The sequence below is a fragment of the Pseudomonas argentinensis genome (genome assembly GCF_001839655.2).
Taxonomy (GTDB): domain Bacteria; phylum Pseudomonadota; class Gammaproteobacteria; order Pseudomonadales; family Pseudomonadaceae; genus Aquipseudomonas; species Aquipseudomonas argentinensis_B.
In genome coordinates, this window is sequence record NZ_CP056087.1 from 4086605 (window position 1) to 4111390 (window position 24786).

The 24786-nt window shown below is 65.7% G+C and carries 20 protein-coding genes and 1 pseudogene; 11 read left to right on the forward strand and 10 right to left on the reverse strand.

The genetic code is table 11. The features are described from left to right. Window positions 1-15 precede the first annotated feature (15 nt). Window positions 16-1065 carry an SDR family oxidoreductase gene (locus SA190iCDA_RS18395; protein ID WP_083329773.1) on the reverse strand — a complete coding sequence of 350 codons (1050 nt, stop codon included), beginning with the start codon at window positions 1063-1065 and terminating at the stop codon, window positions 16-18. Between the two features lie 162 nt (window positions 1066-1227). On the opposite strand from SA190iCDA_RS18395, the gene SA190iCDA_RS18400 reads away from it, so the two are divergent. Then, entirely contained in the window at window positions 1228-2127 is a 900-nt protein-coding gene (locus SA190iCDA_RS18400; protein ID WP_070885488.1) for a LysR family transcriptional regulator, read from the forward strand. 6 nt (window positions 2128-2133) lie between these two features. Here SA190iCDA_RS18400 and SA190iCDA_RS18405 read toward each other — a convergent pair whose 3' ends face one another. Together SA190iCDA_RS18405 and SA190iCDA_RS18410 are read right to left on the reverse strand one after the other, a co-directional pair. Then, window positions 2134-3456 (reverse strand): ATP-binding protein, encoded by a 1323-nt coding sequence (locus tag SA190iCDA_RS18405; RefSeq protein WP_139159476.1) that lies wholly within the window; start codon window positions 3454-3456, stop codon window positions 2134-2136. Window positions 3457-3485: 29 nt separating this feature from the next. Next, on the reverse strand, window positions 3486-4232 hold the full coding sequence (locus tag SA190iCDA_RS18410) for a response regulator transcription factor (protein ID WP_070885490.1): 747 nt from the start codon (window positions 4230-4232) through the stop codon (window positions 3486-3488). Window positions 4233-4393: 161 nt separating this feature from the next. Between SA190iCDA_RS18410 and xseA the strand changes: the two genes are divergently transcribed. From xseA to leuA, 5 genes are all read left to right on the forward strand, one after another. Further along, window positions 4394-5773, forward strand: coding sequence for an exodeoxyribonuclease VII large subunit (gene xseA / locus SA190iCDA_RS18415; RefSeq protein ID WP_070885765.1), 1380 nt, complete (start codon window positions 4394-4396; stop codon window positions 5771-5773). 19 nt (window positions 5774-5792) lie between these two features. Beyond that, window positions 5793-6614, forward strand: a complete 822-nt coding sequence (locus SA190iCDA_RS18420) for a M23 family metallopeptidase (protein ID WP_070885491.1) — start codon at window positions 5793-5795, stop codon at window positions 6612-6614. A gap of 76 nt (window positions 6615-6690) precedes the next feature. Continuing rightward, window positions 6691-7359, forward strand: a complete 669-nt coding sequence (locus tag SA190iCDA_RS18425) for a glutathione S-transferase family protein (RefSeq protein ID WP_070885492.1) — start codon at window positions 6691-6693, stop codon at window positions 7357-7359. Window positions 7360-7542: 183 nt separating this feature from the next. After that, window positions 7543-8805, forward strand: coding sequence for a mechanosensitive ion channel family protein (locus tag SA190iCDA_RS18430; RefSeq protein ID WP_070885493.1), 1263 nt, complete (start codon window positions 7543-7545; stop codon window positions 8803-8805). A 291-nt stretch (window positions 8806-9096) separates the two neighbouring features. Next, complete coding sequence (gene leuA / locus SA190iCDA_RS18435; RefSeq protein WP_070885494.1) at window positions 9097-10773, forward strand: 2-isopropylmalate synthase; 1677 nt, start codon at window positions 9097-9099, stop codon at window positions 10771-10773. A gap of 173 nt (window positions 10774-10946) precedes the next feature. Here the strand turns inward: leuA and SA190iCDA_RS18440 are convergent, their stop codons facing one another. The 5 genes from SA190iCDA_RS18440 to SA190iCDA_RS18460 form a co-directional block, all read right to left on the reverse strand. Further along, window positions 10947-12497, reverse strand: a complete 1551-nt coding sequence (locus SA190iCDA_RS18440) for an APC family permease (protein ID WP_070885495.1) — start codon at window positions 12495-12497, stop codon at window positions 10947-10949. A gap of 147 nt (window positions 12498-12644) precedes the next feature. Further along, complete coding sequence (locus SA190iCDA_RS18445; RefSeq protein ID WP_070885496.1) at window positions 12645-13400, reverse strand: gamma-glutamyl-gamma-aminobutyrate hydrolase family protein; 756 nt, start codon at window positions 13398-13400, stop codon at window positions 12645-12647. 51 nt (window positions 13401-13451) lie between these two features. After that, window positions 13452-14729, reverse strand: a complete 1278-nt coding sequence (locus SA190iCDA_RS18450) for an NAD(P)/FAD-dependent oxidoreductase (protein WP_070885497.1) — start codon at window positions 14727-14729, stop codon at window positions 13452-13454. Window positions 14730-14936: 207 nt separating this feature from the next. After that, window positions 14937-16430, reverse strand: a complete 1494-nt coding sequence (locus SA190iCDA_RS18455; protein ID WP_070885766.1) for an aldehyde dehydrogenase — start codon at window positions 16428-16430, stop codon at window positions 14937-14939. Window positions 16431-16443: 13 nt separating this feature from the next. Continuing rightward, window positions 16444-17826 (reverse strand): glutamine synthetase family protein, encoded by a 1383-nt coding sequence (locus tag SA190iCDA_RS18460; protein ID WP_070885498.1) that lies wholly within the window; start codon window positions 17824-17826, stop codon window positions 16444-16446. A 156-nt stretch (window positions 17827-17982) separates the two neighbouring features. Between SA190iCDA_RS18460 and SA190iCDA_RS18465 the strand changes: the two genes are divergently transcribed. After that, window positions 17983-18873: a LysR family transcriptional regulator gene (locus tag SA190iCDA_RS18465; RefSeq protein WP_070885499.1), complete on the forward strand. Its 891-nt coding sequence runs from the start codon at window positions 17983-17985 to the stop codon at window positions 18871-18873. 278 nt (window positions 18874-19151) lie between these two features. After that, on the forward strand, window positions 19152-20216 hold the full coding sequence (locus SA190iCDA_RS18470; protein ID WP_070885500.1) for an NAD(P)-dependent alcohol dehydrogenase: 1065 nt from the start codon (window positions 19152-19154) through the stop codon (window positions 20214-20216). Window positions 20217-20282: 66 nt separating this feature from the next. Here SA190iCDA_RS18470 and SA190iCDA_RS18475 read toward each other — a convergent pair whose 3' ends face one another. Then, window positions 20283-21065: an amidohydrolase gene (locus tag SA190iCDA_RS18475; RefSeq protein WP_070885501.1), complete on the reverse strand. Its 783-nt coding sequence runs from the start codon at window positions 21063-21065 to the stop codon at window positions 20283-20285. Window positions 21066-21135: 70 nt separating this feature from the next. Beyond that, window positions 21136-22284 carry a pyridoxal phosphate-dependent aminotransferase gene (locus SA190iCDA_RS18480; protein WP_070885502.1) on the reverse strand — a complete coding sequence of 383 codons (1149 nt, stop codon included), beginning with the start codon at window positions 22282-22284 and terminating at the stop codon, window positions 21136-21138. Window positions 22285-22381: 97 nt separating this feature from the next. Between SA190iCDA_RS18480 and SA190iCDA_RS18485 the strand changes: the two genes are divergently transcribed. The 3 genes and pseudogenes from SA190iCDA_RS18485 to SA190iCDA_RS18495 all read left to right on the forward strand — a co-directional run bounded on the left by SA190iCDA_RS18485 (window position 22382) and on the right by SA190iCDA_RS18495 (window position 24778). Beyond that, complete coding sequence (locus SA190iCDA_RS18485; RefSeq protein ID WP_070885503.1) at window positions 22382-23269, forward strand: LysR family transcriptional regulator; 888 nt, start codon at window positions 22382-22384, stop codon at window positions 23267-23269. Window positions 23270-23390: 121 nt separating this feature from the next. Beyond that, a complete protein-coding gene (locus SA190iCDA_RS18490) occupies window positions 23391-24113 on the forward strand; it encodes a pirin family protein (RefSeq protein ID WP_070885504.1) in 723 nt (240 codons plus the stop codon). Between the two features lie 162 nt (window positions 24114-24275). Continuing rightward, window positions 24276-24778: pseudogene (locus tag SA190iCDA_RS18495) on the forward strand (L,D-transpeptidase family protein). Window positions 24779-24786: the final 8 nt, after the last annotated feature.

Consider the following 24786-nt stretch of genomic DNA (forward strand, 5'->3'; position numbering starts at 1 on the left):
CGCTCCTGGCGGTTATCAGCGGTAGGTGACGCCGGTCAGTTGTTCGGCGACCGTCCACAGGCGTGCGGCGGCCTTGGCATCCTGAGCAACCGCCGGCACCGTGGCCAGGCCCAGCGGCCCGCGCTTTTCTTCCTCGCCGGTCGGCCCGTAGTAGGCGCCGCCCTGGGCCTGGTGCGCGGTGGCGGCATAGAGCGTCGGCAGTGCACCCTGGGCGGCGGAGTGGTACTCGTCACGATCCTTGGCCCAGTTGCGGCCGAACTCGCTGTCCAGCCCCGGCCCACGGGCGATCAGCTCGGTCACGGCAACACCCGGGTGCGCGGCGATGCTCTGGATGCCCCAGCCCTGCTGCTCACTGCGGCGCTGCAGCTCGAAGGCGAACATCAGGGTCGCCAGCTTGGATTGCGCATAGGCGGCATAGGGGTTGTAGGCCCGTTCGGACTGCAGGTCATCGAAGTCGAGGTTGCCGCGCAACACGGCGATGCTCGACAGCGTGACCACCCGTGGCGCAGTGCTCTTGCGCAGCAGCGGCAGCACATGGCCGGTCAGGGCGAAGTGGCCCAGGTAGTTGGTGGCCAGCTGCAGTTCATGGCCGTCGGCCGAGGTTCTGCGCTCCGGCGGCGCCATGACCGCCGCGTTGTTGATCAGCCCGTCGAGGCGTGGCAGCTTGGCATTGAGGCGCTCGCCAAGGGCTTTCACCGAAGCCAGGTCGGCCAGGTCGACTTCCTCGAACTGCACCTGGGCGCCGCGAATTTCCTCCTTGATGCGCGCCATCGCCTCCCTGCCCCGCTGCGGGTTGCGAGCGGCGATCACCACTTCGGCGCCCGCGGCGGCCAGGGCCTTGGCATCTTCGAAGCCCATGCCGCTGGTGCCGCCGGTGACCAGGAAGATGCGCCCGCTTTGCGAGGGCATGTCCGCCAGGCTCCAGTCCGGCTTGGGCGGGTTCTGGGCGGTAGCACTGTTCGCCTCCAATGCGAAGCCCAGGGTCAGGCTAAGGGTCGCCAGCCACTTGCGCCAGGGGGCGCCGGGGCTGGCCAGGGTTTCGGTTGGTACGATGGTGGCTGTCATTGTTCGGTCCTCTCGTTGGTGGAGATCCAACGGTTCGCAGCGATGCGGCCCGTCGACGTGAACCATTGTTCATCGGCGGGCAGGCCACGATAAGCCGTATAAAATTGGACGCCATGTACGACCATTCGTACAATCCAGCCACCAACCTCGAGGTGTCCAGCCATGCGCCAGCCCAACCTGACGGACGTCGCCCTGTTTGCTGCCGTGGTCGAAGCCGGTGGCTTCCGGGTGGCGGCGCAGAAACGCGGCATGCCGGCCTCGTCGATCAGCGACTGCGTACGTCGCCTGGAAAGTGACCTCGGCGTGCGCCTGCTCAACCGCACCACCCGCAGCGTGTACCCCACCGAAATTGGCGCACGCCTGCTGCAACGGCTGCGCCCGGCCCTCGCTGAAATCGGCGCCGCCTTCAGCGACCTCGACGACGAGGCGCAACAGCCCGTGGGCACCTTGCGCCTCAACGTGCCGGTGCCCATCGCCCGCTTCGTGCTGCCGCGCCTGGTTCCTGCCTTTCTCGAGCGTTACCCCGGCGTCAGCGTCGAGGTGACGATGGACAACACCTTCGTCGACGTGGTCGCGGCCGGCTACGACGCTGGCGTGCGCTACGAGGAGAGCCTGGCCAAGGACATGATCGCCGTGCCCATCGGGCCACGCCGGCAACGCTTCGTGGCCGGCGCGTCGCCGGCCTACCTCGCGCGTCACGGCACGCCGCAGCAACCGCGCGATCTGCTCGAACATCGCCTGATCGGCCATCGTTTCGAGAGCGGCAAGCTGGGTGTCTGGGAGCTGGAGAAGGATGGCGAGATCGTCCGCGTGCCCCCCCAGGGGCCGCTGCTGTCCTCGTCCCAGGACCTGGAAGTGGGCGCCGCGGTGGCCGGCGTCGGCATCATCTACACCTTCGAGGAATACCTGGGCCCACTGTTCGCACAGGGCGCGCTGGCGCCGGTGCTGGAAGACTGGTGGCAGGCGTTCGACGGCCCCTACCTCTACTACAACGACCGCCGCCACGTGCCCTCGCCACTCAGGGCATTCGTGGATTTTCTCAAGGCCGAGAACCAGGGCTGAGCCAGCTCACCCCTGCGCCGGTAAGCGCACCACCGCGCACAGGCCGGCAGGCGGGCGGTTTTCCAGGCTCAGCTCACCGCCATGGGCCTGCACGCAGGCGCGGGCGATGGCCAGCCCGAGACCCAGGCCTCTGCCACGCCGCTCGCCACTCAACTGCACGAACGGCTCGAACACCTGCACCAGCTTCCCGGGCTCGATGCCAGGGCCGTGGTCGAGAATTTCCAGGCACAGCTCGCCGGACGCATGCCGCTGCAGGGTGACCTGCGCATCGCCGCCATGCTGCAGCGCGTTGTCGATCAGGTTGGTCAATGCTCGCTTGAGGGCCAGCGGCCTGCAGCGGCAGAACAACTCGTCACCGAGCCGCCAGACGACCGGCTGATCGAGGGTGCGATAACGCTGCGCCAGGTCTTCCAGCAGCCGGTTCAGGGACAGGCGCACCGTTGGCTCCTGCACCGCATCGTCGCGGATGAAATCCAGCGTTTCGGCGACCATGGCACGCAGCTCGTCGAGGCTTTCCAGCAGATCCTCGCGCAGCCGGCCCTCATCGAGCAGCTCGAGTTGCAGGCGCAGCTCGGTCAGCGGCGTGTTGAGGTCATGGCTGAGCGCCGCCAGCATGCGCGTGCGCCCTTCCACATGGCGAGCGACGCGCTCCTCCATGCGGTTGAACGCCTGGCCCAGCTCCTGCGCCTCGCGGGGTCCCGATAGCGGCAGCGGGGCGATACGCTCGCCGCGGCTGATGCTCTCGGTGGCCGCGGCCAAGACAGCGAAGGGCCGTACCACCCGGCCGACGAAGAACAACAGAATAAGCAGGATCGGCACGATACTGACCGGCAGCGCATAGGCCAGCAGGCGTCCCCATTCGTAGGCGCCGGACGGATGCTGCAGGGCATTCAGATACGCCCCGCCCGGCAGCGCGATGCTGCTGCGCAGCCGCAGCGGCTCCCAGCCCGCCGGGCTCAACACCTGTTCGCGGGCCGGGCCGCCGCCGACACGTTCGAGCTGCATATGGATCCGCTCGGGCGGCACCTGCAGCCGCGTGGCCAGCTGACGGGTCAGGCGCCGTTCTTCGGCACGCATCGAGAAAGGCTGCACGTCCGCCGCACCGGCCACCCAGAACCGCGCCTCGGCGTCGCCCATGGCCGTCAGCAGCAACCCAGTGTCGGTCGGGGCCAGCTGCGTGGCAGCGTGGTAGGCGGTGCTCAGCCGCTCCAGCACCTGATCGCGAGACAGCGGGTGCACCAGCGCGCCGGTGCGCTGCAACAGCAGCACGGCAATGGCGTGAGACGCCAGCAGGGCGATGATCAGCAATACCGCGAGCTGATGAACCAGGCGCTGCGGCCACAACCGCACCAAGCCCTTCATGCAGAAGTTACATCCGCCACCAGCATGTAGCCGTCGCCCCACACGGTGCGCAGCAGGTCATCGCGTCCGGAACTGGCGATCAATTTGCGGCGCAGGCGACTGACCTGGCGGTCGACGGTGCGGTCGAACAGGTCGCTGTCCGCCCGGGCGGTCAGGTCGATCAGTTGCGCGCGGCTCAACAGCTGATGGGGATGTTCGAGAAACACCTGCAACAGACGCCCCTCCGCGGTACTCAGCCGCGTGGTATGTCCCGCGCTGTCGCACAGGCTGGCACTGCCACTGGCGAAGGCCAGGCCGGCGAACCGGTAATGGCGTACCGGCGCCGGCGGCTCGACCCGCTGCGGCTCTGCCTCGACCGGGCCGCGCCTGCGCAGCACGCTGTTGAGGCGCGCCACCAGTTCGCGCGGTTCGAAGGGTTTGGTCAGGTAGTCGTCAGCGCCCAGGTCCAGGCCACGAATGCGGTCGCAGGTGGCGTCACGGGCGGTAAGCAGGATCACCGGCATGCCGCTGCGCCGATGCAGGCGGCTGCACAGCTCGAAACCGTCGCCATCGGGCAGCATCACATCCAGCACCAGCACATCGAACGCCTCGCCGTCGAGCAACTGCCACATGCCTTCGGCGCTTTCCACGGTGCGCACGTCGAACCCGTGCTTGCGCAGGTAGGCGGCCAGCGGCTCGCGGATCTTGCGGTGGTCATCGACGACCAGCACGCGCGGGGCGGAAAGCGGAGAGCGTGAATTCATGACGGCGCGCAGAGCTGCTTATGCGGAGGATTATCATTTGCATGGCGATGATACCCCAGTGCCATCCCGCCTGCCGAGTCGCCACGGCGCAGCGCACCGTCTCATACCATTTGCTGACATGCGGTTTCGCGGCGCGCACGCCGCGGCTTATCATGCCGGCCATGATCAAAGACCCGTTTCAACGCCTGAACCTCGACCGCGAGGTGCTCAGCGTCAGCCAGCTCAACAACCGCGCGCGCCTGCTGCTCGAAGATGTCTTCGGCGGCATCTGGGTCGAGGGCGAGATTTCCAACCTGGCGCGCCCGGCTTCCGGGCACATCTACTTCACCCTCAAAGACAGCCAGGCCCAGGTGCGCTGCGCGCTGTTCCGGCAGAACGCCGCGCGGGTGCGCCAGGCGCTGCGCGACGGCCTGGCAGTCAAGGTGCGCGGCAAGGTCTCGCTGTTCGAGGGCCGTGGCGATTACCAGCTGATTCTCGACGTGGTAGAGCCGGCCGGTGATGGCGCCCTGCGCCTGGCCTTCGAGGCGCTGAAGGAGAAGCTCGGCGCCGAAGGCCTGTTCGCCGCCGAAAGCAAACGCGCCCTGCCCGCCCATCCACGGCGCATCGGCATTGTCAGCTCGCCGACTGGTGCGGTGATCCGCGACATCATCAGCGTGTTCCGACGCCGCGCCCCGCAGGTCGAGCTAAGCCTGATTCCCACCGCCGTGCAAGGCCGCGAGGCCACCGCGCAGATCGTCCGCGCCCTGAAGCTGGCCGATGCCCAGGGCTTCGATGCGCTGATCCTGGCCCGCGGCGGCGGCTCCCTGGAAGACCTGTGGTGCTTCAACGAGGAAGCCGTGGCCCGCGCCGTGGCGGCCTGCGTGACGCCCATCGTCAGCGCGGTGGGCCATGAAACCGATGTGTCGATCAGTGATTTCGTCGCCGACGTGCGCGCCCCCACCCCGTCGGCCGCCGCCGAACTGCTGGCGCCGCACAGCAATGACCTGGCGCAACGGGTCAACGTATTGCAACGGCGCCTGACCCTGGCGATGAACGGCCGCCTGGCCCGTGAGCGCATGCGCCTCGACGGTCTGACCCGGCGCATGCGCCATCCCGGCGAACGGCTGCGCCAGCAGGCCCAGCGTCTCGATGATCTGGACATGCGCCTGCGCCGCGCCTTCGCCCAGCAGCTCAATCAGCGCAGCCATAAAGTGGCGCAACTCGAAGCCCGTCTGGCCGGTCAACACCCGGGGCGTCATCTCAAGTTGCTGCGCCAGCGCCTCGACAGCCTGGCCGAGCGCCTGCCACGGGTGATGAAGGAAGGCCTCAAGGCACGTCGCCTGGCGTTGCACAGCCAGATGCAGACGCTGCACGTGGTCAGCCCGCTGGCGACCCTGGGTCGTGGCTACAGCATTCTGCTCGACGAGCGTGGCCGGGCGATTCGCAGCGCGGCTGCCACCCAGCCCGGGCAAAGACTCAAGGCGCGCCTGGGCGAAGGCGAACTGGAGGTGCGCGTCGAAGACAACCACCTCGCGCCCGTCACGCTATCGCTGCTCGACTGATACCAATTAAGGAAGCTCCATGCGTTCGTTGTTGTTGCTGCTCACCCTGTGCCTCGCCCTGCCCGCCCACGCCGAAGGCTTTATCAGCCGGCTGCTCAACAAGCCAGTGCCGGGCGGCGTGGCGGTGGTCGACCTGGGCAGTGGTGCCAACGCGCCCAGCGCCACCTATCAAGGCAAGCCGGTGCTGGTGGTGAAAGAGGACGGGCAACGCTGGATCGCCATCGTCGGCATCCCGCTGAGCGTCAAACCCGGTACCCAGCAGATCGAGTCCGCTGGCCAGCGCCTGAGCTTCCAGGTGGGCAGCAAGAAGTACGTCGAGCAGCGCATCACCATCAAGAACCAGCAGCAGGTCAACCCGAACGCCAAGAACCTTGCGCGCATCGAAAAGGAGCTGGCCGAGCAGACCCGCGCCTACCGGCAGTTCAGCCCACGCCAGCCGAGCAACCTGCTGTTCGACAAGCCGGTCAACGGCCCGCTGTCGAGCCCCTTTGGCCTGCGCCGCTTCTTCAATGGCGAAGAGCGCAACCCGCACTCCGGGTTGGACTTCGCCGCCAACCGCGGCACGCCGATCAAGGCACCGGCGGCCGGCACGGTGATTCTGGTCGGCGACTACTTCTTCAACGGCAAGACGGTGTTCGTCGACCATGGCCAGGGGCTGATCAGCATGTTCTGCCACCTCTCGGAGATCGGCGTGAAGGTCGGTGATGAACTGCCCCGTGGCGGCGTGCTCGGCAAGGTCGGCGCCACTGGCCGCGCCACCGGGCCGCACCTGCACTGGAACGTCAGCCTCAACGATGCGCGGGTCGATCCGGCGATCTTCATTGGTGCGTTCAAGCCTTGAGGCGAGGTAGCTAGGCGGCGCTGCATGTTCGCGACTAATCTGAGCGGCAGTCGCCCGACCGCCCCCAGGAGCTCCGATGATCACCGTCCACCACCTGAACAATTCGCGCTCGCAGCGCATTCTCTGGCTGCTCGAAGAACTGGGCGTCGATTACCAGATCAAGCGCTACGAGCGTGACCGCAAGACCATGCTCGCCCCGCCGGAGCTGCGCGCCGTGCACCCGCTGGGCAAGTCGCCGGTGATCACCGACGGCGACCTGACCCTGGCCGAGTCCGGCGCCATCATCGACTACCTGGCCAACCGCCATGGCCCGCACCTGCTACCCCCTGCCGACAGCCCCGAGCGCCTGCGCTGCAATTACTGGCTGCACTACGCCGAAGGTTCGGCCATGCCGCCGCTGTTGCTCAAGCTGGTGTTCGACAAGGTGGAAAACAGCCCGATGCCGTTCTTCGTCAAACCCATCGCCCGGGGCATCGCCCGGAAAGTCAAGAATACCTTCGTCGCCCCGCAACTCAAGCTGCACCTGGACTACCTGGAAAGCGAGCTGGCCAAGAGCACCTGGTTCGCCGGCGAGCAATTCAGCGCCGCCGACATCCAGCTGAGCTTCCCCCTGGAAGCCGCCGCCGCGCGCGCCGGCCTGGACGCCAGCCGCCCGCGGCTGGTGGCCTTTCTCGAACGCATCCATGCCCGCCCCGCTTACCGGCGCGCCCTGGAAAAAGGCGGCGAATACGCCTACGCCAAGTGAGGCCACGATCGGCGTCATGCGATGGGCGCCCGTCGCCGCTGCACCGCTGGAGACCTGCGCAGCCACCGAGCCAATGGTTACCAGAGATGCGCCAACGCCCGCCGGCAATCCGGGTTTGCTAAGGTACGCGCGCCATCGCCCGGCGCGCCGACGATGGCGGCCATGAAACGAGCGAGAGACGCGATGAACGAACAGTACCAGGCCACCCTCAAGTGGCTTCAGCAATACCCGGAGTTGCACGCCCTGATCAGCCTGAGCCTGCTGATCCTCGGTGCCTGGATCGCCAACTGGGTGGTCAAGCGCATCCTGGTGCGCGGCCTCTACCGCGCGCTGCGCTCGACCAGCATCGGCCAGGACAAGGTACTGGGCGACTCCCATGTGGTGCGCCGCCTGGCCAACATCGTGCCGGCGCTGATCCTGGCGGGCGGCATCAAGGTGATTCCGCACCTGCCGGCGGCCGTGGTCACGGTGGTGGAAAACGTTTGCAGCGCCTTCATCATCCTCACCATCGCCCTGGCCATGGGCGGCGTGCTGAATCTGGTCAACGCCTTCTACCAGCGCCGCCCGAACGCACACCTCAAGCCGATCAAGGGCTACATCCAGGTGGTGACCATCGTCATCTACGCCATTGCCAACATTCTGATGATCGCCACGTTGATCGACCGTTCGCCACTGATCCTGCTCTCCGGCCTCGGCGCCATGGCCGCGGTGCTGATGCTGATCTTCCAGGACACCCTGCTGTCGCTGGTGGCCAGCGTGCAGATTTCCTCCAGCGATATCGTGCGCGTCGGTGACTGGATCGAGATGCCACAGCTCAATGCCGACGGTGATGTCATCGATATCGCCCTGCACACGGTCAAGGTGCAGAACTTCGACAAGACCATCACCACCATCCCGACCAAGCGCTTTATCAGCGACCCGTTCAAGAACTGGCGCGGCATGCAGGAGTCCGGCGGGCGGCGCATCAAGCGCTGCCTGTACCTGGATCAGACCAGCGTGCGCTTTCTCAGCCCGGACGAGATCGCTCGCCTGCAGCGCTTCCTGCTGCTCGGCCAGTACCTGAGCAGCAAGCAAAGCGAACTGCTGAGCTGGAATACCGAGCTGGCCGAAGCGGCACAGGAGCCGGCCAACACCCGCCGGGTGACCAACATCGGCACCTTGCGCGCCTACATCGAGCTTTACCTGCGCCAGCACCGCGGCATCAATCAGGACATGACCCTGCTGGTACGCCAGCTGCAACCCACCGCCGATGGTCTGCCGCTGGAGCTGTACTGCTTTACCAATACCGTGGCCTGGGCGGCATACGAAGGCTACCAGTCGGATATTTTCGACCACCTGCTGGCGATCCTCCCGGAGTTCGGCCTGCGCGTCTTCCAGCACCCCAGCGGGGCGGACATGCGCGAGCTGCGCCCTGCCCTGCACGGCAGCGGCTCTTCTCCGCTCTGAATACCGAGCAACGCACCCGCAAAAAACTCCTCAGGCACGCAATAAAAAACCACCAAGGCGCTTACCTTGGTGGTTTCCACCAATTTCCAAGACAGACTTGCCAGCTTTACCCTCAATGGTTAGGGTTGAGCCCATGACTATCTCCCAGACCCTCATCCTGCTTCGGCAACACGCCAATCTCTGTCTGGTCGCTCAGCGACTGCGCTAGGGTCTGCCGGCCCCCTTCTCGCGTTTCGCTTTCTCTCTTTTTCCAGCACGGCCCACCCTGGCCCTCGCCTTCAGGATCGATTCATGAGCATGCTCAAAGACCCGTCGCAGAAGTACCGCCCGTTCACCCGGATTCAGATCCCGGATCGCACCTGGCCCGACAAGATCATCGACAAGGCGCCGATCTGGCTGTCCACCGACCTGCGTGACGGCAACCAGTCGCTGATCGAGCCGATGGATGCCGAGAAGAAGATGCGCTTCTTCAAGTGCCTGGTGCAGGTCGGCCTGAAGGAAATCGAGGTGGGCTTCCCGTCCGCCTCGCAGACCGATTTCGACTTCGTGCGCGAATTGATCGAAGGCGGCCATATCCCGGACGACGTGACCATCCAGGTACTGACCCAGGCCCGTGACGACCTTATCGAGCGTACCTTCGAGTCCCTCAAGGGCGCCAAGAAGGCCATCGTCCACTACTACAACGCCTGCGCACCGAGCTTTCGCAAGATCGTCTTCAACCAGGACAAGGCCGGCGTCAAGGCCATCGCCGTTTCCGCCGGCACCACCATCAAGCGCCTGGCCGCTGCCGCGCCGCAAACCCAGTGGGGCTTCGAGTACTCGCCGGAAGTGTTCAGCAGCACCGAGATCGACTTCGCCGTCGAGGTGTGCAACGCGGTGATCGAGGTGTTCCAGCCGACCCCGGCCAACCCGTTGATCCTCAACCTGCCCGCCACCATCGAGTGCGCCACGCCGAACAACTATGCCGACCAGATCGAGTGGTTCGGCCGCCACGTGAGCAAGCGCGACAGCGTGCTGATCAGCGTGCACACCCATAACGACCGTGGCACCGGTGTTGCGGCTTCGGAGCTGGCCGTCATGGCCGGCGCCGATCGCGTCGAAGGCTGCCTGTTCGGCAACGGCGAGCGTACCGGCAACGTCTGCCTGGTAACCCTGGCGCTGAACCTCTACACCCAGAGCGTCAACCCACAGCTGGACTTCTCCGACATCGATGCGGTGCGCAAGGTGGTCGAGGACTGCAACCAGCTTCCGGTGCACCCGCGCCACCCCTATGTGGGCGACCTGGTCCACACCGCCTTCTCCGGCTCCCACCAGGATGCCATCCGCAAGGGCTTCGCCCAGCAGCAGGATGGCGCGCTGTGGGAAGTGCCCTACCTGCCGATCGACCCGGCCGACATTGGCCGCGACTACGAGGCGGTGATCCGCGTCAACAGCCAGTCCGGCAAGGGTGGCATCAGCTTCCTGCTCGAGCAGGAATACGGCATCAACCTGCCGCGGCGCATGCAGATCGAGTTCAGCCAGGTGGTGCAGAAGGAAACCGACCGCCTGGGCCTGGAGATGACCGCCTCGCAGATCCACAAGCTGCTCGACAGCGAATACCTCAAGGCCACCTCACCCTATGAACTGAAGGGCCATCGCCTGGAAGAAGAGAACGGCGAAAGCCGCGTCGACGCCAAGGTGCAGGTCAACGGCCAGGAACAACGCTGGAGCGGTTCGGGCAAGGGCGCGCTGGAAGCCCTGGCCTCCAGCCTGCCGGTCGCCGTCGAAGTGATGGACTACCACGAGCACGCCATTGGAGGCGGCGCCAACGCCAAGGCGGCCTGCTACATCGAAATCCGCCTCGATGGTCAGCGCCCGCTGCACGGCATCGGCATCGACGAGAACATCACCACGGCGAGCTTCCGCGCCCTGTTCAGCGCCCTGAACCGTGCGGTGAAACAAGCCGAGGAAAAGACCCAGGCCGCGTGATAATCGGCCTGCGGTAAACGACAAAGGGACGCTTCGGCGTCCCTTTGTCGTTTCTGAGCTCGTAGGGCGGACCGGGACGCCGGCCGCTCGTAGCGAAGCGAACAGTCCGCCATAACCTATCGATCCTGACACAACGGCAACGGCGTACTGCTTCGCGAGTACGCCCTACTGCGCTACCGCGACTTAGCCGGCTTCATCTGCTTCTGCAGGGTGTTGCCCCTGAAGAACGCCGGCGCTTGCCAGCGGGCGATGAACATCAGTACCAGGCCCAGCAGCAGGATCACCACGGCGATCACGAACACCAGGCCGAGACCACCGACGTGCGAGCCGCTGCCGAAGTCCGGCGACATGCTGTCCAGGGTGGTTTGCCAGAAAATGACCGACAGCATCACCGCCCCCACCAGCGGGCACAGGCCGCGCATGAAGAAGTGCCGTGCGCTGTCGAACAGGCTGTGGCGAAAGTACCAGACGCAGGCAAACGCCGTCAGCGCGTAGTAGAAGCAGATCATCATGCCCAGGGCGGTGATGGTATCGGCCAGCACGTTCTCGCTCAGCGTGCGCATGGTCACGTAGAACACCGCGGTGGCGATGCCGGCGGCGATGGTCGCGTAGCGCGGCGTCTGCGAATGGGGGTGCACGCTGGCGAAGCGCTTGGGCACCGCTCGGTAGTAGCCCATGGCAAGCAGCGTGCGCGCCGGCGAAATGAAGGTCGATTGCAGCGATGCCGCGGTACTGGCCAATACGGCGATGGACATCAGGATCGCCAGCGGGCCCATCACCGGGCCGGCCAGGTGGGCGAAGACGTTTTCCTGGATCTGCGCATTGCCCAGCCCCAGGCCGCTGTCGCCGGTGCCGGCGAACTGCAGGGTGGCCGCTGCGGTGAACAGGTACAGGGCGAGAATCAGCAGCACGGTCAGGGTCGCTGCGCGCCCCGGCACCTTTTCGCTACCGACCGATTCCTCGCTGACGGTCAGGCACACGTCCCAGCCCCAGAAGATGAAGATCGACAGCGACAGGCCCGCCGCGAAGGCCGAGAACGAATCGATATTGAACGGGTTGAACCACTCGGGATGGAAGACCACCGGCGAGCTGTCCGGCGCGGCGGCGAAGGCGGCGATGGAGAAGCCGATCAGCACCACCAGCTGCAGCGCCACCAGGGTGTATTGCACGCCCATGGTCATGCCGATGCCCCGGCAGCACACCCACACCGCCATGGCGATGAAGGCGCAGCAGGTGACGATGTTGACCAGCAGGTTGCGGGTCAGGTCGGCCAGCCAGTCCAGACCGGTGAGCTGGGCAAGGAACAGGTAGAAGAAGTCCACCGCGATGCCCGCCAGGTTGGACAGCACGATGGTGGTGGCGGTGACCAGCCCCCAGCCGCCGATCCAGCCGATCATCGGCCCGAAGGCCCGCGCCGACCAGGTGAAGGAGGTACCGCTGTCCGGCTCCGCGGCATTCAGCTCGCGGTAACCCAGGGCCACCAGCAGCATCGGCAGAAAGCCGACGATAAAGACTGCCGGCAGGTACACGCCGACCTCGCGCACCGTCGGGCCCAATGCGCCGGTCAGGGTATAGACCGGTGCGATGGTGGAGATGCCCAGCACCACGCAGGCCAGCAAACCGACCTTGCCCTGGGCCAGGCCCTTGCCGGAAACCACGGCGGCGGCGCCAGCGACGGGCGTTGCCTGTACGTGCGATGCCGACGCGTCTGTGTAATCACTCATAAGTCTCTGCCATCGTCTTGGAATTGTTTCCGAACGTGGCCGGGATCTGCCTGGCGCAACTCGCTGCGCCGGCTGGCTGAGGCTGCAGAGCCGATCCCGACCCGTTCAGGTCAGAGCGCCCCGAACCCGAGGGGGTTCAGGGCGGATTCAGCGGGCGTCGCGCGCCTGGGCATAGGCCTGGCAGGCATCGCGGAACGCCTGGAACAACCTCAGCGATTCGGGGTTGTCGCTGAAGCGCCACTCCGGGTGCCACTGCACGCCGATCAGAAAGCCCGGCGCATCGGGAATCGACACCGCTTCCACCAGGCCATCGGGCGCCAGCGCTTCGACGCGCAGGCGCTCGGCCAGGCGGTCGATGCCCTGGCTGTGCAGCGAGTTGACCTGGAACTGCGCCGGCAGGCCGATCCGCTCGAACACCCCGCCCGGCTGCACGGCGACCGCGTGCTGCGGCGCGTACTGCTCGGCCACCGAATCGCGCTGCGGCTCGCGGTGGTCCAGGTAGCCCGGCAGCTCCTGCACACGCTGGTGCAGGGTGCCGCCCAGGGTCACGTTGAGCTCCTGGAAGCCGCGGCAGATGCAGAACACCGGCACACCCTTGTCGATCGCCAGGCGCAGCAGCGGCAAGGTGTTGGCATCACGGCTGGGGTCGTGCTGGGTGCCTTCCAGGCTCGGCGTGCCCTGGTAATGCCGCGGCTCGACGTTGGACGGCGAGCCGGTAAACAGGATGCCGTCGAGTTGCTCGAGCAGCTGCCGGGGGTCACTCGGCGTGCTGCGCGCGGGCAGCACCAGTGGCAGGCCGGCGTAGGCCGCCGCTTCGACGTATTTGTCGCCGACCGTGTGCGAATCGTATTTGCCAAGTTGCTGCCGGCAGGCAGTCACGCCGATCAGGGGCATGCGGGTCATGGTGTTCTCTCCGGAAAAGCCTGCCGACGGCGCACGTCGGCAGGCGCAGCATCAGAAACCCAGGCGGTCACGCAGCTGGTAATAGGCGGCACCCAGGGCGGTGAAGGGCACGCGCAGCAGCTGCCCACCCGGGAACGGGTAATGCGGCAGCCCGGCGAAGGCGTCGAAACGCTCGGCCTGGCCGCGCAGCGCCTCGGCCAGGACCTTGCCGGCCAGGTGCGTATAGGTCACGCCATGGCCGCTGCAGCCTTGGGAGTAGTAGATGTTCTCGCCGATGCGGCCGACCTGGGGCAGGCGCGACAGGGTCAGCAGGAAGTTGCCGGTCCAGGTGTAATCGATCTTCACGTCCTTGAGCTGCGGGAAGGTCTTGAGCAGCTTGGGGCGGATGATCGCCTCGATGTCCGCCGGGTCGCGGGCGCCATAGACCACACCGCCACCGTAGATCAGGCGCTTGTCGGCTGTCAGGCGATAGTAATCGAGCAGGTAGTTGCAGTCTTCCACGCAGTAGTCCTGGGGCAGCAGGCTGCGGGCCAGCTCGTCGCTCAGCGGCTCGGTGGCGATCACCTGGGTGCCGCAGGGCATCGACTTGCTCGCCAGTTCGGGCACCAGGCCGCCCAGGTAGGCGTTCCCGGCGACCACCACGAACCTGGCCTTCACCTGCCCGTTCGGCGTATGCACCACCGGCTGCGGGCCGCGATCGATGCGGGTGGCCGGGCTCTGCTCATGGATCGCGCCACCCAGTGAGGCCACCGCAGCGGCTTCACCCAGGGCCAGGTTGAGCGGGTGGATATGGCCGCCGCTCATGTCCAGCATGCCGCCGACATAGCGGTCGGTGCCGACCACTTCGCGAATACGGCGCTCGTCCATCAGCTCCAACTGGGTATGGCCGTAGCGCTCCCAGAGCTTCTTCTGGGCTTCGAGGTGGCCCAGCTGCTTGCCGGTGATGGCGGCGAACACGCCACCGTCCTTCAGGTCGCACTGGATGCCGTACTTGGCGACCCGCTCACGGATGATGCGCCCGCCCTCGAAGGCCATCTCGCCGAGCAGCTGGGCCTGGCGCGCGCCGACCTGCTTTTCGATGACGTCGATGTCGCGGCTGTAGCTGTTGACGATCTGCCCGCCGTTACGCCCCGAGGCGCCGAAACCGACCTTGGCGGCTTCCAGCACGGTCACCCGGAAACCGTTTTCCAGCAGGAACAGCGCGGTGGAAAGGCCGGTGTAGCCGGCGCCGATGATGCACACATCCGTCTCGACGACGTCGGTGAGCGCTGGGTAATCGACCCGCGGGTTGCGCGAGGCGGCGTAGTAACTGTCGACGTGTTGAGTCATTTGAAACTCCCTAACAACTGCAAATTTCCGCCTTGGGACAAAGCCGTTCAAGAACGCGCGAGCTAGAGCCATGCAAGACCTAGGCGGCCCCGCAAAAAGCAGGCAAGGAAGCGACCGGGGTCGCGGGCGATTGTACTGTGGTACATGAGCATTCCGAGCCTGTTTTTTAACGCCGCAGGGCCGACGCGCAGCGGGTCGGTTTTACCCTCAGAGCTTGATCCAGGTCGCTTTCAGTTCGGTGTACTTGTCGAAGGCATGCAGCGACTTGTCGCGGCCATTGCCCGATTGCTTGAAGCCGCCGAACGGCGCGGTCATGTCGCCGCCGTCGTACTGGTTCACCCACACGCTGCCGGCGCGCAACGCCCGCGCGGTGCGGTGGGCGCGGGAAATGTCGCGGGTCCACACCGCTGCGGCCAGGCCGTAGGGCGTGTCGTTGGCGATGCGGATGGCTTCCTCGTCGCTGTCGAAGGTAATCACCGACAGCACCGGGCCGAAGATTTCCTCGCGGGCGATGCGCATGGCGTTGTTCACGCCGGCGAAAAGGGTCGGCTGCACGTAGCTGCCGCCGGTTTCCTGCAGGGCGCGTTCGCCACCGGTAAGGATCTCGGCGCCCTCCTGGCGACCGGCCTCGATGAAACCGAGCACGGTGGCCAGGTGGCCGTCATCGACCAGTGCGCCGACGCGGGTGTCCGGCTCCAGGGCGTGGCCGGGTTTCCACCTCTGCAGCGCCTCGACCACCATGGGCAGGAAACGCTCCTTGATCGAGCTTTCCACCAGCAGGCGCGAGCCGGCGACGCAGACTTCGCCCTGGTTGAAGGCGATGGCGGTGGCCGCTGCCTCGGCGGCGGCCTGCAGGTCCGGCGCATCGGCGAAGACGATATTGGGGCTTTTGCCGCCGGCCTCCAGCCACACGCGCTTCATGTTCGACTCACCGGAATAGATCAGCAGTTGCTTGGCGATCCTGGTGGAGCCGGTGAACACGAGGGTGTCGACATCCATGTGCAAGGCCAGGGCCTTGCCGACGGTGTGGCCGTAACCGGGCAGCACGTTGAACACGCCGGCCGGAATGCCGGCTTCCAGCGCCAACTGGGCGACACGGATGGCAGTCAGCGGCGACTTCTCGGAGGGTTTGAGGATCACCGAATTGCCGCTGGCCAGCGCCGGGCCGAGCTTCCAGCTGGACATCAGCAACGGGAAGTTCCACGGCACGATGGCCGCCACCACGCCGACCGCCTCGCGGGTCACCAGGCCAAGCTGGTCGTGGGGCGTGGGCGCCACTTCGTCATACAGCTTGTCGATCGCCTCGGCGCTCCAGCGGATGGCATTGGCCGCCGCCGGTACGTCGATGCTCAACGAATCGCTGATCGGCTTGCCCATGTCGAGGGTTTCCAGCAACGCCAGTTCCTCGACATTGGCCAGCAGCTTGTCGGCGAAGGCGATCAGCACACGCTTGCGCTGTGCCGGGGCGAGTCTTGCCCAGTCGCCGCGCTCGAACACGGCGCGAGCGGCCTTTACGGCCAGCTCGGCATCCTCGGCCATGCAGCTGGCCACGCTGGCCAGATGTCGGCCATCCACCGGGCTGATGCTGTCGAAGGTCGCACCGCCCACGGCATCGCGATAGCTGCCGTCGATAAAGGCCCGGCCCTCGATGCGCAGGCCCCGGTAACGCTGCTCCCAATCCTGGCGAGTCATGGTGGTCATGTTCATCACTCCCTCAGACGGTATGCAGGTACCAGTTGTATTCCAGGTCGGAAATGGTGGTCTCGAACTCGTGCATTTCCGCTTCCTTGCAGGCCACGAAGATGTCGATGTACTCGGGACGGATGTACTTGTTCATCACTTCGCTGTCGTCCAGCTCGCGCAGGGCATCGCGCAGGTTGTTCGGCAGGCTCTGCTCCAGCTGTTCGTAGGAGTTGCCCTCGATCGGCGCCCCCGGCTCCAGCCTGTTGGTCAGGCCGTGGTGAATACCGGCGAGGATCGAGGCCATCATCAGGTACGGGTTGGCGTCGGCACCGGCCACGCGGTGCTCGATGCGGATCGCGTCGCTGCTGCCGGTCGGCACGCGTACCGCCACGGTGCGGTTGTCCAGGCCCCAGCTCGGCGCATTGGGTACGTAGAACTGCGCGCCGAAACGGCGGTAGGAGTTGACGTTCGGACACAGGAAGGCCATCGACGCCGGCATGGTGTCGAGGATCCCGGCGATGGCATGGCGCAGCGGCGCGTGCTGCTCCGGATCGTCGGTGGCGAAGATGTTCTGGCCGGTCTTCTTGTCGAGCAGCGAGATATGCACGTGCAGACCGTTACCCGCCTGGCCCGGATAGGGCTTGGCCATGAAGGTCGAATCCATTTCATGGTCGTAGGCGATGTTCTTGATCAGGCGCTTGAGCAGCACCGCGTAGTCGCAGGCCTTGATGGCGTCCTCGACGTGGTGCAGGTTGACCTCGAACTGCGCCGGGGCACTTTCCTTGACGATGGCGTCGGCCGGCAGGTCCTGCTCCTTGGCGGCTTCGAGCATGTCCTGCAGGCAGTCGACGTACTCGTCGAGGTCGTCGATCAGGTAGACCTGGGTGGAAATCGGGCGCTTGCCGGAAATCGGCGAGCGCGGTGGCTGCGGGCGGCCGTTCACGTTTTCCTGGTCGATCAGATAGAACTCCAGCTCGAAGGCCGCGCAAATGGTCAGGCCCAGCTCGTCGAACTTCTCCACCACCTGGCGCAGCACTTCACGGGGGTCGGCGAAGAACGGCGCGCCGTCCAGCTCGTGCATGGTCATCAACAGCTGTGCGGTCGGGCGCTTCTGCCAGGGCTCCTTGCACAGGGTATCGGGGATCGGGTAGCAGATGCGGTCGGCATCGCCGATGTCCAGGCCCAGGCCGGTGCTTTCCACGGTGGAGCCATTGATGTCCAGGGCGAACAACGAGGCCGGCAGGTTGATGCCTTTTTCATAGACCTTGTGCAGGCTGGCGCGCTCGACGCGCTTGCCACGCACGATACCGTTCATGTCGGTGATCAGCAGGTCGACGTACTGAACCTCAGGGTGCTCCTTGAGAAAGGTGTTCGCTTCGTTGAGCTGAACAACACGTGGGGAAACCGAAGTCATGGGAAATACATCCTTTCGCATCGGCGCGCCCGCGGAAGACATCTCACGAGCCTTGGCGCCTCATTATTCTGGGTATCCGCTAGCGGATTTGATTCTAGGCAACGCCTTGAGTATAAGTGGGCGCACACGCAACCGATACTGGCAACAGAGCAATTGATGATTGCATCTACGCAATACCAGATCAGCCACGTCGACCTCGCCCTGGTGCTCGCCCTGGTGCGCGGACGCTCTCTGGCACGGGCCGCCGAACAATTGCAGGTGGATGTATCGACGGTGTTCCGGGCCATCCGCAAGCTGGAGGCCAATCTGGGCATCGCCCTGTTCGAGAAGAGCCGCCGCGGCTACATGCCGACCCAGAGCGCCCAGGCCCTGGCCGAGCAGGCCGAGCGCGCCGAGCAGGCCCTGGATGCCGCGCGCATCGCCCTGCAGCATGGCGAGAAAGTCATCAGCGGCACGGTGCGCCTGACCTGCACCGATGCGGTACTGCAGAACCTGCTGCTGCCCAGCCTGGCCGAACTGATGCCGCGCTACCCGGCACTGTCGCTGGAGCTGGCCACCACCAACACCTTCGCCAATCTCAGCCGCCGCGACGCGGACATCGCCCTGCGCCTGTCCAACGCACCGCCCGAGCATCTGGTCGGCCGTCAACTCGGCCACACCGCCTATTACATCTGCGGCCGCCCGGAACACCGCGACGCCTTTGTGCAGGCGCCGACCTCGGTGCCGTGGATCGCCCCGGACGATTCCATGCCCGACCACATCACCGTGGCCTGGCGCCATCAGGTGCACCCCAGCCTGGTGCCGCGTTACCGCTGCAGCAGCATGTCGGCGGTCGCCACCCTGGTCCAGGGCGGCCTGGGCATCGCCGCCCTGCCCGACTTCATGGCCCGCAGCCTCGATGGCGTGGAGCGCCTGAGCGAGGCACTGGTCGCTTGCGACACCGACCTGTGGCTGCTGACCCGCCCCGACTGCCTGGCGCTGCGCTCGGTGCAGACGCTATTCGACGAACTCACCCCGCTGCTGCGCGCGCGCCTTAACAGTCGCTAGGCGATCCGACCCCGCTCTAGGGTTGCGGCGCGGCGCGCTGCGTTTCAGTCACGCCGTCATAAAACCCACTGCTGGCCCCCACGCAGAGCCTGAGCGCAGGTCGATCCGAACCCGGCAAACCGCAGGGCGGGGGAATCAACTACCGGCCCGTACCGCCTAAACCACAGGATCAGGACAGACAGCGACAGGATTGTGCAATCGACCCGGCACCGGACTGCACTACGCTTATCCACCCCCGCGGCCACAAGCCGCTGATTCACAATCGACAGGAATTGCCCATGACCACCATTCTCGGCTACGCCGCCCAGGATTCCAGCAAACCTCTCGCGCCCTACCGCTTCCAGCGCCGCGCCGTCGGCGCCAACGACGTGCAGATCGACATCCTCTACTGCGGCGTCTGCCACTCCGACCTGCACACCGCGCGCAACGAGTGGAAGAACACCCTGTACCCCTCGGTGCCCGGCCACGAGATCGTCGGCAAGGTCACCGCAGTCGGTAGCGACGTGACCGGCTTCAAGGTCGGCGACCTGGCCGGCGTCGGCTGCATGGTCGACAGCTGCCAGAGCTGCTCGTCCTGTTCCGAAGGCCTGGAGCAGTACTGCGAGGCCGGCTTCACCGGCACCTACAACGGCCCGCTCTTCGGTGGCGAAAACACCTTTGGTGGCTACTCCGACAACATCGTCGTCGACCAGAAGTTCGTCCTGCGCATCCGCCACACCGACAACCTGGCCGCCGTGGCGCCGCTGCTCTGCGCCGGCATCACCACCTACTCGCCGCTGCGCCAGTGGAACGTCAAGCAGGGTGACAAGGTGGGTATCGTCGGCCTCGGTGGCCTCGGCCACATGGGCGTGAAGATCGCCGCCGCCATGGGCGCTCACGTGGTGCTGTTCACCACCTCGCCGAACAAGCGAGAAGATGCCCTACGCCTGGGCGCTGCCGAAGTGGTGGTGTCGAAGAATGCCGACGAGATGGCGGCCCACGTCAACAGCTTCGACTTCATCCTCAACACCGTGGCCGCGCCGCACAACCTGGATGCGTTCCTCGGCCTGCTCAAGCGCGACGCCACCATGACCCTGGTCGGCGTACCGGACTCGGCGCACCCGTCGCCGGAAGTCTTCGGCCTGATCTTCAAGCGCCGCCGCCTGGCCGGTTCGCTGATCGGCGGTATCGCCGAAACCCAGGAAATGCTCGACTTCTGCGCCGAGCACAACATCGTCTCGGACATCGAAATGATCGATATCCAGAACATCAACGAAGCCTACGAGCGCATGCTCAAGAGTGACGTGAAATACCGCTTCGTGATCGACATGGCTTCCCTGGCCAAGGATCAGAACGCCGCCTAACAAGGGTGTCTGGTTGCCAACCGGCCCGGTTTCGCCCTCGCGAACCGGGCCGGTGGCGTTTCAGGCTCAACGAAACTCGAACGGATCGGCGTCCTGATGCGCCGGGAAGCGCTCGCGGTAGGCGACTAATGCAGAGCCATCAAGACGCTGATGGAACACGCCCGTCCTATCCCCGGCATCGAGCAGGCTGTCGCCCTGGAAATCCAGCACCTGGGAATCGCCGCTGTAGGGGTGACCCTTGCCGTCCACGCCGATGCGATTGACCGCCGCGACGTAGCAGAGGTTTTCGATGGCTCGCGCCGGCAGCAGGCGGTTCCAGTGCAGGCGCCGGGCGGCTGGCCAGTTGGCGGTGTAGAGCAGCAGGTCGGTGCCCACGGCATCGCGGCTCCATACCGGAAAGCGCAGGTCGTAGCAGATCAGCGGGCGTACCCGCCAACCCTTGACCTCGAATACTGCCTGGCGCTCGCCGGCGGCATAGTGCTGGTGCTCACCGGCCATGCGAAACAGGTGGCGCTTGTCGTAATGGGCCAGCGAACCATCCGGACGCGCCCACAACAGTCGATTGCGGTAGCTGCCATCGGCGGCCTGGATGATCAGGCTGCCGGTGATCACCGCATTTATTCGCCGGGCCTGCTCGCTGAGCCACTGGCTGGTGGGGCCGTCTTCCGGCTCGGCCAGCTCGGCGGACTGCATGGAAAAACCGGTGCTGAACATCTCCGGCAGGATTACCAGGTCGGCGCCCGCAGCCTGCTGCAGCTGGGTCTCGAAGTGGGCGCGATTGGCCTCAGGGTCGTGCCAGGCCAGGTCGCTCTGGATCAGCGCCAGTTCGAGGTGGTCTTGTTTGCTCATCGATAGCCCTCCCGTGATATCGCATGCCAAGCGGTGGCCAACGCATCGCGGTTGTCCACCCTACAAGGTGCTAGATGGCGCTGAGTTTTTCCGCTGCCTGGCGCAGGGTGTCCTCGCGCTTGGCGAAACAGAAGCGTACCAGGCGCTGCGCTGGATCCGGCCGTTCGCTGAACACCGACACCGGAATTGCCGCCACGCCGTGCTCGCGGGTCAGCCACTGGGCCATGGCCACGTCGTCCAGGTCCGGGCGGATCGCCGAGTAGTCGGCCAGCTGGAAATAGGTACCCGGCGTGCGGCTGAAGGTGAAGCGCGAGCCCGCCAGCAGGTCGCAGAACAGATCGCGCTTGGCCTGGTAGAACGCCGGCAGCTCGCTCACATGTTCGGGCCACTCGGCCATGAAGTCCGCCAGCGCACATTGCAGCGGCGTCACCCCACAGAAGCTGACGTACTGGTGCACCTTGCGCAACTCGGCGCTCAGCGCCGGAGGCGCCACTACATAACCGGTCTTCCAGCCGGTGACGTGGTAGGTCTTGCCGAACGAGCTGACCACGAAAGCCCGGGCGTAGAGCTCGTCGTGGCTCAGTACGCTGGCGTGCTGGCGGCCGTCGAACACCAGGTGCTCGTAGACTTCATCGCTGAGGATATGGATGTCGCGGTCACGGATCAGTGCGGCCAGGCGATCCAGCTCGTCGCGGCTGATCAATGCGCCGCTGGGGTTGTGCGGCGTGTTGAGCACGATCAGCCGGGTACGGGGGCTCAGCGCCGCTTCCAGGCGTTGCCAGTCGATGGCGAAATCACCAGCGGCCAAGGGTAGGTGGATGCAGCGCCCGCCGGCCAGGGTCACGCTGGGGTCGTAGCTGTCGTAGCAAGGGTCGAAGACGATCGCCTCGTCGCCGGGATGAATCAGCGCCTGGATCGCGCAGAAGATCGCCTGGGTGGCGCCCGGCGTGACGGTCACCTCGCTGTCCGCACTGACCTTGCGCCCGTACAGCCGCTCGATCTTCAGGGCGATCTGCTCGCGCAATGCCGGCAGCCCGGTCATCGGCGCGTACTGGTTGTGCCCCGCCGCCACGTGCCGGGCCAGCGCTTCGCGCAGGGCCTCGGGGCCGTCGAAATCCGGGAAGCCCTGGGACAGGTTGATGGCGCCGGTCTGGGCCGCCAGCTGGGACATGGTGGTAAAGATGGTGGTGCCGACAGCGGGCAACTTGCTGGTGAACATCGAGGCGTCCTGGGCAGTTGGGGCAGACGCCGAGGATAGCCGATGGCGCGAAGCCCACGCACCCGGTAATAATCGCGGGCCAACCGATGAGAAGCCCATGAACGTCGAAGATCTGCGCCTGTTCGTCACCACCCTGGACGCTGGTAGCTTCACCGCTGCCGCCGACACCCTCGGGGTGACCAAGCAGTACGTCAGCCGCCGCGTCGCCGCCTTGGAAGCGCTGCTCGGCGTGCGCCTGCTCAACCGCACCACGCGCCGCCTGCAGGCCACCGAGCTGGGCCTGCTGCTGTACGACAAGGCCACCAACATCCTCGCCGACCTACGCGATGCCCAGGAGCTGGTGTCTGCCCAGGGCGCTTCCCTGCGCGGCACCCTGCGGGTCAGCGCGCCGATGACCTTCGCCACCCTGCACCTGAGCCAGGTGCTGCCGCTGTTCATGCAGCAGCACCCGCACATCAACCTGGAGATCGACCTCAACGACCGCGCCGTCGACCTGCTCGCCGACGGTTACGACATGTCGATCCGCATCGGCACCCTGGAAGACTCCAGCCTGATCGCCAAGCGCCTGACCGACATGCAGACCATCCTCTGCGCCAGCCCCGCTTACCTTGAGGAACACGGCGCACCGGCCGACCTCGACGAACTGCAGCAGCATGCCTGCCTGCTCTACGGGCACAGCCGCCACGTGGAGTGGCGCCTGCGCGAGGCCGGCAAACCCAGGAACCTGAGCATGCGCGGCCAGTTGCGTGCCAACAACGGCGAGCTGATTCGCGATGCGGCCGTGGCCGGCATGGGCATCGCCTACCTGCCCACCTTTATCGTCGGCCAGGCCCTGGAGAGCGGCGCGCTGGTGCCGATCCTCGCTCAGCACTGGCCTGCGCCCGCTGCGGTGTATGCGGTGTATCCACAACACCGGCAATCCGCCCGCGCGGTGCAGGTGTTCTCGGATTTCATCAAGCAGCAGATAGAGCACCTGAACGCCTGATACCGTCAACCTGAAGCGGACAATAAATCCATTTCCAGCTAGTTAATCAATCTGCAGATAGTCAGTAACATTACCTCCATGCCGCCGATAGAGGCCGCACTTATCAACCGGAGGATTCATCATGCTGGCTATCCGTAAAGCGACCGACCGTGGCCATGCCGACCATGGCTGGCTCAACTCCTTTCACACCTTCTCGTTCGCCAGCTACAACAACCCGAAGGAGCGTGGCTTCTCCGACCTGCTGGTGATCAACGACGACACCGTGGCCGCTGGCCAGGGTTTCGGCGAGCACCCGCACCGCAACATGGAGATCTTCTCCTACGTGCTGCAAGGCGCCCTGGAGCACAAGGACAGCCTGGGCACCGGCTCGGTGATCCGCCCTGGCGACGTGCAACTGATGAGCGCCGGTAGCGGTGTGTCGCACAGCGAATTCAACCACTCGCGTAGCGAGCCGGTGCACTTCCTGCAGATCTGGATCGTGCCGAGCGAACGCCAGGCCGAGCCGCGCTACCAGCAGGAGCACTTCAGCGAGGCGCAAAAACGCGGTCGCCTGCAGCTGATCATCTCGCCGGATGGCGCCGATGGTTCGCTGAGCGTGCGCCAGAATGCGCGGGTGTATGCCGGGCTATTCGACGGTGCCGAGCAGGCGCATCTGCAACTGGACGATGACCGCTACGCCTACGTTCACGTGGCCAGCGGCAGCGTCCAGCTCAACGGCGAGCAGTTGCAGGCCGGCGATGGCGTAAGGCTGCGCGACGTGCGCGACCTGCACCTGAGCAAAGGCCAGCAGGCCGAGGTGCTGGTCTTCGACCTGCGCCCCAACGAGCTGCCCTCGTTGTACTGATGGCTGCGTGAGCGAGGCGAACCAGGGATTACAGGGTTCGCCTCGCTCTATATCAGGCTACGGGGCTGTGCGGCGCCTGTCGCCAGCCCCTAGGCGCTTATATACGCCTGCCTTAGAATGAGCCTCCGCCGCCCGCCGGCCATCTGCTCAGTCGAAAATTCCATGCGCTGGTTGCTCGCCTTTACCCTCTTCTCGCTGGCCCTCGCCGGCCAAGCCGCCACCGCGCCCGCCGCTCCCGTGGCCACCGTCGACAAGGTATTGGTGGAAAAGTCCCAGCGCCGGCTGCAACTGATCAGCGGGGCAAGACGCTCAAGTCCTATCGCATCTCCCTGGGCAAACAGCCGCTCGGCGCCAAGCTGCGCGAGGGCGACCTGCGCACGCCGGAAGGTTTCTACTGGATCGACTGGCGGCGCAAGAGCGAGAAGTACAACCTGTCCATGCACATCTCCTACCCCAACGCCCGTGACCAGGCCCAAGCCAAGGCCGCCGGGGTGAAACCGGGCAGCATGATCATGATCCACGGCACGCCGCTGGACGACGAATACCCCGAGTGGTTCTTCCATACCCTGGACTGGACCGAAGGCTGCATCGCCATGAAGAACGCCGACATGCGCGAGGTCTGGGCGCTGGTTAAAGACGGCACGCTGATCGAGATTCGCCCCTGACGGCCTGT

Coding starts and splice junctions, on each gene's coding strand:
- SA190iCDA_RS18430 (WP_070885493.1), top strand. CDS start 7,543: ATGAACGAACAGTACCAGGCCACCCTCAAGTGGCTTCAGCAATACCCG.
- SA190iCDA_RS18395 (WP_083329773.1), bottom strand. CDS start 1,065: ATGACAGCCACCATCGTACCAACCGAAACCCTGGCCAGCCCCGGCGCC.
- SA190iCDA_RS18465 (WP_070885499.1), top strand. CDS start 17,983: ATGATTGCATCTACGCAATACCAGATCAGCCACGTCGACCTCGCCCTG.
- SA190iCDA_RS18470 (WP_070885500.1), top strand. CDS start 19,152: ATGACCACCATTCTCGGCTACGCCGCCCAGGATTCCAGCAAACCTCTC.
- SA190iCDA_RS18410 (WP_070885490.1), bottom strand. CDS start 4,232: ATGAATTCACGCTCTCCGCTTTCCGCCCCGCGCGTGCTGGTCGTCGAT.
- SA190iCDA_RS18460 (WP_070885498.1), bottom strand. CDS start 17,826: ATGACTTCGGTTTCCCCACGTGTTGTTCAGCTCAACGAAGCGAACACC.
- SA190iCDA_RS18400 (WP_070885488.1), top strand. CDS start 1,228: ATGCGCCAGCCCAACCTGACGGACGTCGCCCTGTTTGCTGCCGTGGTC.
- SA190iCDA_RS18450 (WP_070885497.1), bottom strand. CDS start 14,729: ATGACTCAACACGTCGACAGTTACTACGCCGCCTCGCGCAACCCGCGG.
- SA190iCDA_RS18490 (WP_070885504.1), top strand. CDS start 23,391: ATGCTGGCTATCCGTAAAGCGACCGACCGTGGCCATGCCGACCATGGC.
- SA190iCDA_RS18485 (WP_070885503.1), top strand. CDS start 22,382: ATGAACGTCGAAGATCTGCGCCTGTTCGTCACCACCCTGGACGCTGGT.
- SA190iCDA_RS18455 (WP_070885766.1), bottom strand. CDS start 16,430: ATGACCACCATGACTCGCCAGGATTGGGAGCAGCGTTACCGGGGCCTG.
- SA190iCDA_RS18425 (WP_070885492.1), top strand. CDS start 6,691: ATGATCACCGTCCACCACCTGAACAATTCGCGCTCGCAGCGCATTCTC.
- leuA (WP_070885494.1), top strand. CDS start 9,097: ATGAGCATGCTCAAAGACCCGTCGCAGAAGTACCGCCCGTTCACCCGG.
- SA190iCDA_RS18445 (WP_070885496.1), bottom strand. CDS start 13,400: ATGACCCGCATGCCCCTGATCGGCGTGACTGCCTGCCGGCAGCAACTT.
- SA190iCDA_RS18480 (WP_070885502.1), bottom strand. CDS start 22,284: ATGTTCACCAGCAAGTTGCCCGCTGTCGGCACCACCATCTTTACCACC.
- SA190iCDA_RS18440 (WP_070885495.1), bottom strand. CDS start 12,497: ATGAGTGATTACACAGACGCGTCGGCATCGCACGTACAGGCAACGCCC.
- SA190iCDA_RS18420 (WP_070885491.1), top strand. CDS start 5,793: ATGCGTTCGTTGTTGTTGCTGCTCACCCTGTGCCTCGCCCTGCCCGCC.
- xseA (WP_070885765.1), top strand. CDS start 4,394: ATGATCAAAGACCCGTTTCAACGCCTGAACCTCGACCGCGAGGTGCTC.
- SA190iCDA_RS18475 (WP_070885501.1), bottom strand. CDS start 21,065: ATGAGCAAACAAGACCACCTCGAACTGGCGCTGATCCAGAGCGACCTG.